Origin of the sequence: Streptomyces sp. NBC_01176 (assembly GCF_045039825.1) — a bacterium.
GTDB lineage: Bacteria > Actinomycetota > Actinomycetes > Streptomycetales > Streptomycetaceae > Streptomyces.
On sequence record NZ_CP108600.1, the window covers coordinates 9,980,013 to 9,990,536 of the forward strand.

Annotated in this window: 1 protein-coding gene; it reads left to right on the forward strand. The window is 76.5% G+C overall.

All coding sequences use genetic code 11. From position 1 onward, the window contains the following. The first annotated feature begins 103 nt into the window (after positions 1-103). Positions 104-10,504, forward strand: a complete 10,401-nt coding sequence (locus tag OG199_RS43195) for a type I polyketide synthase (RefSeq protein ID WP_405834361.1) — start codon at positions 104-106, stop codon at positions 10,502-10,504. Positions 10,505-10,524: the final 20 nt, after the last annotated feature.

Genomic DNA, 10,524 nt, shown 5'->3' on the forward strand with positions numbered 1-10,524 from the left:
GATCACCCCCCGACGGGAGCCGATCCCTCCCCTGCGGCACTGGACCTCCCCACTCCGGCACTGGCTCCCGCACAGCGGACACTGTCCGGCTCGGGTCAAGGAAGTGAGACACGTGGCTGACGACGGCAAGTACGTCGAGTACCTCAAGCGGGTGACGGCAGAGCTGCGGCAGACCCGCCGGCAGCTTCACGAGGTGGAGGAGAAGCAGCGCGAGCCCATCGCCATCGTGTCGATGAGCTGCCGCTTCCCCGGCGCGGTGGCCACCCCCGAGGACCTGTGGCGGCTCGTAGACGAGGACGGCGACGCCATCGGCCCGCTGCCCGCCGACCGCGGCTGGGACATCGAGGACCGCTTCGACCCCGACCCCGACAAGCCGGGCACCTTCTCCACCCGCGAGGGCGGCTTCCTCGGCGACGCCGCCGCGTTCGACGCCGGATTCTTCGGCATGAGCCCCCGCGAGGCCCTCGCCACCGACCCCCAGCAGCGGCTGCTCCTGCAGGCGTCCTGGGAACTCCTCGAACGGGCCGGGATCCCTCCCGCCACCCTCCGCTCCAGCGCCACCGGCGTCTTCATCGGCGCCGCCACCTCCGGCTACGGCCAGGGCCCCGTGGAGGTCCCCGAGGACGTCCACGGACTGATGCTCGCCGGCAACGCCACCTCCGTCGCCTCCGGCCGCATCTCCTACGTCCTGGGCCTGGAGGGCCCCACCGTCACCGTCGACACCGCCTGCTCCTCCTCCCTGGTCGCCCTCCACTGGGCGGTGCAGGCCCTGCGATCGGGGGAGTGCGACCTCGCCATGGCCGGCGGGGTCGCCGTCATGGCGACCCCCGGACTGCTCTTCGAGTTCAGCCGGCAGCGCGGCCTCGCCGCCGACGGCCGCTGCAAGGCGTTCTCCGACGACGCCGACGGCACCGGATGGTCCGAAGGCGTCGGCCTGCTCCTGGTGGAGCGCCTCTCCGACGCCCGCCGCAACGGCCACCCCGTCCTCGCCGTCGTCCGCGGCTCGGCCGTCAACTCCGACGGCGCCTCCAACGGCCTCACCGCGCCCAACGGGCCCGCCCAGCAGCGCGTCATCGAACAGGCCCTGGCCAACGCCGGCCTGAACGCCGCCGACATCGACGCCGTCGACGCCCACGGCACCGGCACCTCACTGGGCGACCCGATCGAGGCACAGGCCCTGCTGGCCACCTACGGCGGCGCCAAGGACGCCGAGCGTCCGCTGCTGCTCGGCTCCCTGAAGTCCAACCTCGGCCACACCCAGGCCGCCGCCGGCGTGGCCAGCATCATCAAGATGGTCATGGCGCTGCGCCACGGCCGCCTCCCGCGCACCCTGCACGTCAGCGAGCCCTCGACCCACGTCGACTGGGCGGCCGGCCACGTCCGCCTGCTCACCGAGCCCGCCGAGTGGCCCGACACCGGGGACCGGCCGCGCCGCGCCGCCGTGTCGTCGTTCGGCATCAGCGGCACCAACGCCCACACCATCCTGGAGGCCGCGCCCGCCGAACCCGAACCCCCGGCCGACCCCCTGGCCGAGGACCCCACCGCCGCGGAGCCCGCGTCCGGCACGGTCCCGGCAGCGCGGGCGGACGAGGACGCCGCGGCACACACCGCGCCCACCGGCACCCCGGCCGTGGTGCCGGTGGTGCCGTGGATCGTCTCCGCGCGCAGCGCCGCCGCCCTGCGCGGCCAGGCCGCCCGGCTCCTCGACCGCGTCACCACCGAGGACGACCTCGCGTCCCCCGGCATCGCGCACGCCCTCCTCACCACCCGCCAGCTCTTCGAACACCGCGCCGTCGTCCTCGCCGAGGACCACGCCGCCGCGCTGCGCGGCCTGGCCCGGCTCGCCGACGAGGACCCCGACGCGCCCGACGCGCCGCACCTCGTCACCGGCCGCGTCCTGCGCGGCGCCACCGCCTTCCTCTTCTCGGGACAGGGATCCCAGCGCATCGGCATGGGACGTGAGCTGTACGCGGCGTTCCCCGCGTTCGCCGCGGCCTTCGACGCGGTCTGCGCCCACCTCGACACCGCCCTGGGCCGGTCCCTGAAGAGCATCGTCCTCGACGGCAGCGAGGGCCCCGAGGCCCTGGACGGCACCGACCTCACCCAGCCCGCCCTGTTCGCCGTCGAAGTGGCCCTGTTCCGGCTGCTGGAGTCGTGGGGCGTCAAGCCCAAGTACCTCGTCGGACACTCCCTGGGCGAACTGTCCGCCGCCCACGCCGCGGGCGTCTGGTCGCTGGCCGACGCCTGCCGGCTGGTCGCGGCCCGCGGCCGCATCATGCAGGCGCTCCCGCCGGGCGGCGCCATGATCTCCGTAGAGGCGACCGAGGACGAGGTCACCCCGCTGCTCACCGCACACGGCGGCGCCGTGAGCATCGCCGCCGTCAACGGCCCCCGCTCCACCGTGATCTCCGGTGACGAGAACGCCGTCGAGGAGGTCGCCGCACACCTGGGCACCCGGCAACGCCGCACCCGGCGTCTGCGCGTCGGCCACGCCTTCCACAGCGCCCGCATGGACGCCGCCCTCGACGAGTTCCGCGCCGTCGCCGAGAGCGTCACCTACCACGCGCCGCGGATCACTGTCGTCTCCAACCTGACCGGCCGGCCGGCCTCCGCCGAGGAACTGCGCTCGCCCGACTACTGGGTGCGCCACCTGCGCCGGCCCGTGCGCTTCGCCGACGGCATCGACTGGCTCGCCGGACACGGCGTCAGCCGGTTCGTCGAACTCGGACCCGACGCCACCCTGACCGCGCTCGCCCGCACCTGCCTGCCCGACGACACCACCGAACGGGTCTGCTTCGCCTCCCTGCGCAAGGACCGGCCCGAGGCCCCCGCACTGCTGGCGGCCGTGGCCGGACTCTTCGCGCACGGCGCCGCCGTGGACTGGGAGCGCCTCCTGCCCCCGCGCGCCGCCGCCCGTATCGACCTGCCCACCTACGCCTTCCAGCGCGACGACTACTGGCTGCGCATGAGCGCCCGCGGCGCCGGCGACCTCTCCGGCGCGGGACTCGGCAGCGCCGGACACCCACTGCTGAGCGCCGTCGTCCGCGTCGCCGACGACGGCCGGGTCCTGCTCACCGGCCTGCTCTCGGTGCGCTCCCAGCCCTGGCTCGCCGACCACCAGGTCTCCGGCGCCGTCCTGCTGCCCGGCACCGCCTTCGCCGAGCTCGCCCTGCGCGCGGGCGACGAGGTCGGCTGCGACCTGCTGGAGGAACTGACCCTCGAGGCCCCGCTCGTCCTGGCGCAGAAGGACACCGCGCAGCTCCAGCTCGTCCTCGGCGCCCCCGACGACACCGGCCGCCGCCAACTGGCCGTGTACGCGCGCCCCGAGGCCGCCGCGGGCGACGACACCGACACCGGGTGGACCCGCCACGCCTCCGCGGTCCTGGCCACCCGGGCCGCCGGGAGCACCGAGGCGGCCTTCGACCTGACGGCCTGGCCGCCGCCCGGCGCCCGGCCCGTCCCCCTCGACGGCTTCTACGCCGCCCTCGCCGACACCGGCTACCAGTACGGCCCCGTCTTCCAGGGCCTCAAGGCCGCCTGGCGCGCGGACGGGGCGTGGTACGCCGAGGTCGCCCTGCCCGAGGACCAGCACAAGGAGGCGGCCCGTTACGGACTGCATCCCGCGCTGCTGGACGCCGCCCTGCACGCCCAGCTCACCGCCCCCGCGGGGGAGGGGGAGGGGAGTCCCGCCGGGGTCGGCCTGCCGTTCTCGTGGAGCGGGGTGCGCCTGCACGCGGCCGGAGCCACGCGCCTGCGGGTACGGATCGAACCGTCGGGCGCGAGCGGTGTCGCCCTGCGCATCGCCGACGCCGAGGGCCGCCCCGTCGCCACCGTCGACACCCTCGTCTCCCGGCCCGTCTCCGCCGACAGCCTGCGCGGTGCCGCGGCCCCGGCCGCCGTCGCCGGTGCCCTGCACCGGGTCACCTGGAGCCCCGTCGAGAGCGCCCCGGCCGCACCCCCGGCCGGCCGCTGGTACGTGGCGGCGGACGACGAAGGACCCGACACCGGCCTCGACGCCGCCTGGCCCCCCGTGGCCGGCCCCGACGACGTCCCCGAGGACGCCGAAGCGGTGCTGCTGCCCTGCCCCGCAGGCGACGACGCCGGCACCGTCGCCGCGCACGTCCTGCGGACCCTGCAGACCTGGCTCGCCGACGACCGCACCGCCGGTGCCCGCCTGGTCGTCCTCACCCGCGGGGCCGTCGCCGCCCGCGACGGCGAGGACGTGCCGGCCGTGGCCGCCGCCGCTGCCTGGGGCCTGGTCCGCTCCGCCCAGACGGAGAACCCGGGACGGCTCGTCCTGCTGGACACCGGCACCGGTGAGACGCCCGCCGCCGCCCTGGCCGCCGCCCTCGCCACCGGCGAACCCCAACTCGCCCTGCGCGACGGCCGGCTGCTCGCCCCCCGGCTCACCCGCGTGAACACCGCCCGCCCCACGATGGACCCTGCCCCCGGCCCCGAGGCTCCCTGGGACCCCGAAGGCACCGTCCTGATCACCGGCGGCACCGGCTTCCTGGGCGCCCTCGTCGCCCGCCACCTCGTCACCCGCCACGCCGTACGCGGCCTCGTCCTCGCCTCCCGGCGGGGCACCGACGCCCCGGGCGCGAGCCGTCTGGTGGCCGAACTCGCCGCCCTGGGCGCGGAGGTGAGCGTCGAGGCCTGCGACACCGCCGACCCCGCCGCGCTCGCCGCCCTCCTCGCCCGGATCCCCGCCGACCGGCCGCTGCGCGGCGTCGTGCACACCGCCGGCGTCCTCGACGACGGCGTCCTCGCCTCGCTCACCCCCGAGCGCCTCGACACCGTCCTGCGCGCCAAGGCGGCCTCCGCGCTCGCCCTGCACCACGCCACCCGGGACGCGGGCCTCACCGCGTTCGTCCTGTTCTCCTCCGCCGCCGGACTGCTCGGCGGCGCCGGACAGGCCAACTACGCGGCCGCCAACACCGTCCTCGACGCCCTCGCCCAGCACCGGCACGCCCAGGGCCTGCCCGCCACCTCCCTCGCCTGGACACTGTGGGCCGGCGACGACGGCATGACGGGCGGCCTCAGCGAGGACGACATCCGGCGCATCGCCGCCTCCGGCCTGCCCGCGATCACCGCCGAGCAGGGCCTCGCCCTCCTCGACGCCGCACTGACGACCGACGAGCCGCTGCTCGCCCCGCTGCGGCTGGACACCGCCGCGCTGCGCACCGCCGCCGGCGCGGACCGGCTGCCCGTGCTGCTGCGCGGCCTGGTCCGGGCCCCGGCCCGGCGCACCGTCGAGGCGGGCACCGGCGGCGCACCCCGGCTCAGCGCACGGCTGGCCGGCCTGGAACCGACCGAACAGGAACGGCTGCTCCTGGACCTGGTCCGCCGGCACGCGGCCACCGCCCTCGGCCACGACACGGCCGGCGCGGTCGGCGCCGACCAGTCCTTCCGCGACCTCGGCTTCGACTCCCTCACCTCCGTCGAACTGCGCAACCGCCTCAACACCGAGACCGGGCTGCGCCTGCCCCCCACGCTCGTCTTCGACCACCCCCGGCCCGCCGCGCTCGCCCGCCACCTGCGCGAGGAACTCGGCGGAACCACCGCACGGACGGAGACCGCCGCCGTGGCCGCCGCCGACGACGACCCCGTCGTCATCATCGGCATGGCCTGCCAGTACCCCGGCGGCGTCACCTCCCCCGAAGAGCTGTGGCGCTTCGTCGCCGAGGGCGGCGACGCCATCTCCGCGTTCCCCTCCGACCGCGGCTGGGACCTGGAACGCCTGCCCGGACTCCAGGCCGGATTCCTCTACGGAGCCACCCACTTCGACGCCTCCCTGTTCGGCATCTCGCCCCGCGAGGCGCTGGCCATGGACCCGCAGCAGCGACTGCTGCTGGAGTCCTCCTGGGAGGTCTTCGAGCGGGCCGGCATCGACCCGCTGTCCCTGCGCGGCAGCCGCACCGGCGTGTTCGTGGGCGCGATGGGCTCCGGCTACGCCTCCGGGCTCGCCGACATCCCCGAGGGCATGGAGGGCTACATCGGCCTCGGCGTCTCCGGCAGCGTCATCTCCGGCCGCGTCGCCTACACCTTCGGCCTCGAAGGCCCCACCATGACCATCGACACGGCCTGCTCCTCGGCGCTGGTCTCCCTGCACCTGGCCGCGCACGCGCTGCGCACCGGCGAGTGCGGCATGGCCCTGGCCGGCGGTGTCACCGTGATGGCCACCCCCGGCACCTACACCGAGTTCACCGCGCAGAACGGACTCGCCGCGGACGGCCGCTGCAAGGCGTTCGCCGCGTCCGCCGACGGCACCAGCTTCTCCGAAGGCGTCGGCGTCCTGCTCCTCGAACGGCTCTCGGACGCCCGGCGCCTGGGCCACCCCGTCCTGGCCGTGGTCCGCGGCTCGGCGACCAACCAGGACGGCGCCTCCAACGGCCTCACCGCCCCCAACGGACCCTCCCAGGAACGCGTCATCCGCCAGGCCCTCGCCTCCGCGGGCCTGACCTCCCGCGACGTGGACGCCGTCGAGGCGCACGGCACCGGCACCAGCCTCGGCGACCCCATCGAGGCCCGCGCCCTGTTCGCCACCTACGGCCAGGACCGGGAGGACGGCCGGCCCCTGCTGCTCGGCTCCGCCAAGTCCAACTTCGGCCACACCCAGGCCGCCGCCGGCGCCGCCGGAGTCATCAAGATGGTCATGGCCATGCGCCACGGCGAACTGCCCCGCACCCTCCACGTCGACGAGCCCTCCGCGCACATCGACTGGTCCAGCGGCGCCATCGAACTGCTCACCGAGCCCCGCACCTGGCCGGCCGACACCGCACGCCCCCGCCGGGCCGGCGTCTCCTCCTTCGGCATCAGCGGCAGCAACGCGCACGTCATCCTGGAGGAACCGCCCGCACCCCGGCCCGCCCCCGCCCGCCCCGAACCGGCCGCCCGGCCACGCGCGTTCACCGTCTCCGGGCACACCCCGGACGCCCTGCGCGCCCAGGCCGCCCGGCTGCGCACCCACCTCCTCGCCCACCCCGACACCGACCTGCGCGACCTCGCGCACTCCCTGTCCGCCGCCCGGCACACCCTCGACCACCGCGCCGTCGCCGTCGCCGTCGACCGCACGGAACTGCTCACCGCACTCGCCGCCGTCGCGCAGGGCACCGGCACCCCGGACGTCGCCACCGGCGTCGCCGGCACCGGCGCCGGGACCGCGTTCCTCTTCAGCGGCCAGGGCGCCCAGCGGCCCGGCATGGGCCAGGACCTGTACCGGGCCCACCCCGTGTACGCCGAGACGTTCGACACCGTCTGCGCCGAACTCGACCGCCACCTCGACGGACCGCCGCTGCGCTCGGTGGTCTTCTGCGAGGATGGCTCGCCCGAGGCCGACCTGCTCGGCCGGACCGCCTACACCCAGGCCGCGCTGTTCGCCGTCGGCACCGCCGCCCACGCCCTGGTCCACTCCTGGGGCGCCCGCCCCGACGCCCTCATGGGCCACTCCATCGGCGAACTGACGGCCGCGCACGCCGCGGGCGTCCTCACCCTCCCCGACGCCTGCGCCCTCGTGGCCGCCCGCGGCCGGCTGATGCAGGCACTGCCCGAGGGCGGCGCGATGACCGCCGTCGAGGCCACCGAGGAGGAGGTACGCGCACTCCTCGCCGAGAGCGACGGGAGCGACGGGAGCGACGGGAGCGACGGGAGCGGGGGCCGCGCCCACATCGCCGCCCTCAACGGCCCCGCGTCGGTCGTGCTCTCCGGGGACAGCGACGAAGTGGAGCGGATCGCCGCCGTCCTCGCCGGGCGCGGCCGGCGCACCAGGCGTCTGCGGGTCAGCCACGCCTTCCACTCCGCCCGCATGGACGCGATGCTCGACGAGTTCGAACAGGTCGCGGCACGCGTCACCTACGCGCCGCCCGCCCTGCCCGTCGTCTCCAACGTGACCGGACGCCTCGCCGAAGGCGACGACCTGCGCACGGCCGCCTACTGGAGGCGGCACGTGCGCGACGCGGTCCGCTTCTGCGACGGCGCCCGCGCCCTGGAAGTCCTCGGCGTCACCACGTACCTCGAACTGGGCCCCGACGCCACGCTGACGGCGATGGCCCTCGACAGCGTCACCGATCCCACGACGGCCGCCGCCGCACCGCTGATGCGGCGCGAGGGCGACGAACGCCGCTCCGCCCTGCTCGCCGCGGGCCTGCTGCACGCCCGCGGCGCCGAGCTGGACCCGGCCGCGCTGCACGACGACGACGCGCTGCGCGGTGCACTGCCCACCTACGCCTTCCAGCGCGAGCGCTACTGGCTCCAGTCCTCCGCGCAGCCCGCCGGGGCGGCCCCTGGGGCCGACTCCGCCGAGGAGGCGCGGTTCTGGGACTTCGTCGAGCAGGCCGGCCCGCAGGACCTCGCCGACCGCCTCGGCCTCGACACCGACGCGCCGCTCAGCGCGGTCCTGCCCGCGATCTCCTCCCTGCGCCGGGAGCGCAGGCAGACCTCCGAGGCGGAGGGCTGGGAGCACCGCGTCGTGTGGAAGCCGGCCGTCGAAGAGGCCGCCGCCCTCACCGGGACCTGGCTGCTGCCCGTCCCCGCCGCCGACGCGGACGGCCCCTGGGCCGCCTCGGTGGCCGCCGCCCTCGGCGCGCACGGCGCCCACGTGGTGCGCGTGCCCGTCGACTGCGCGTCGGCCGACCGTGTCACCCTGGCCGCCCAGGTGACCGCCGCCCTCGCGAAGGCGGACGGCGGCCGCCTCGGCGGCGTCCTGTCCCTGCTCGCCGCCGACACCCGGCCGCTGCCGGAGCACGCCTCCACCCCGAGCGGCCTCGCCGCCACCGCCGCACTCGTCCAGGCACTCTCCGACAGCCTCGACAGCCTCGACAGCCCGGACGGTCTGAACGGCCCTGACGCAGCGCCGGGTTCGGCGCCCGCGCCCCTGTGGTGCCTGACCGCCGGCGCCGTCGGCGTCCACGCCCAGGAGGCACCCACCGCACCCGAACAGGCCGCCGTCTGGGGCTTCGGCCGTACCGCGGCCCTGGAGTACCCGCAGAGCTGGGGCGGACTGGTCGACCTCCCCGGCACCACCGGCACCCCGATCGCCGAGGACATCGGCCGCCGGCTGAGCGCGGTCCTGGCCGGCCGCGACGGGGAGGACCAGGTCGCGGTACGCGGCTCCGGAACCTTCCTGCGCCGCCTGGAGCGGATACCGGCCGCCACCGCTCCCGCCACCGCTCCCGCCTGGCACGGCACCGTCCTGCTGACCGGCGCCACCGGCGCCCTCGGCGTGCACACCGCCGCCTGGCTCGCCGCACACGGCGCCGAACGGGTCCTCGCCGTCAGCCGCTCCGGCGCCGGCGCCGAGGGCGCGGCCCGGCTGAGGACGGCACTGGAGGGCACCGGCACCGCACTCGAGATCGCCGCCTGCGACGTCGCCGACCGCGACGCGCTCGCCGCCCTCCTGGCCCGGCACCCGGTGGACGCCGTGGTGCACACCGCGGGCGTCCTCGACGACCGGCTCATCGACACCCTCTCGCCCGAGAGCCTGGAGACCGTGCTGCGACCGAAACTGGCCGCGGCCCGCAACCTCCACGACCTCACCCGCGACCGCGACCTGTCCGCCTTCGTACTGTTCTCCTCCGTCTCCGGCACCCTCGGCACCCTCGGCCAGGCCAACTACGCCGCCGCCAACGCCTATCTGGACACCCTCGCGCAGCAGCGCCGCGCCGCGGGACTGCCCGCCACCTCCCTGGCCTGGGGGCCGTGGGCCGGCGGCGGCATGGCCGCGCAGAACACCGGGGCCGAGGAGCGCATGCGGCGCAGCGGTATGAACCCGCTGGACCCGCGGCGCGCCCCGGGCGCCCTCGGCCGGGCCGTGGCCCGCCCGGACGCGGCCGTGACCGTCGCCGACGTCGACTGGGCACGCTTCGCGCCCGGCTTCGCCTCGGCCCGCCGCAGCCCGCTCCTGTCCGACCTGCCGGAGGTCCGCGACCTGGCGGCCGCCCGCCCGGCGGCCCCGGGCGAGGACAACGCCGCCGAGACGCTGCGCTCCCGGCTGGCCGAGCAGTCCGCGGCCGAGCAGGAGCGCACGCTCCTGGCCCTGGTGCGCGGCCAGGCCGCCGGGGTCCTCGGCCACGCCTCCACCGACAAGGTCGGCGCCGCCCAGGCGTTCAACGCCCTCGGCTTCGACTCCCTGACCGCCGTCGAGCTGCGCAACCGGCTCGGCACCGCCACCGGCCTGGCGCTGCCCGCCACGCTGCTGTTCGACCAGCCCAACGCGGCGGCCCTCGCCGGATACCTGCGCGGCCGGCTCACCGAGGGCATCGACGGCGCGAGCCGGGCGCTCGCCGAACTCGACCGTCTGGAGTCCGCGTTGACGGACCTGGCGGACGACGACGCGCGGCGGGACCGGATCGGCGCCCGGCTGCGCTCCCTGCTGGCCCGCTGGGACGGCCCGGACCGCGGCGCCGTCCTCACGGCGACGGCGACGGACGACGTCAGCGACCGGATCAACTCCGCAGCGGCGGACGAGATCTTCGACTTCATCGAGAACGATCTTGGAATCTCCTGAGGCCGCCGCTGCGGCGACGG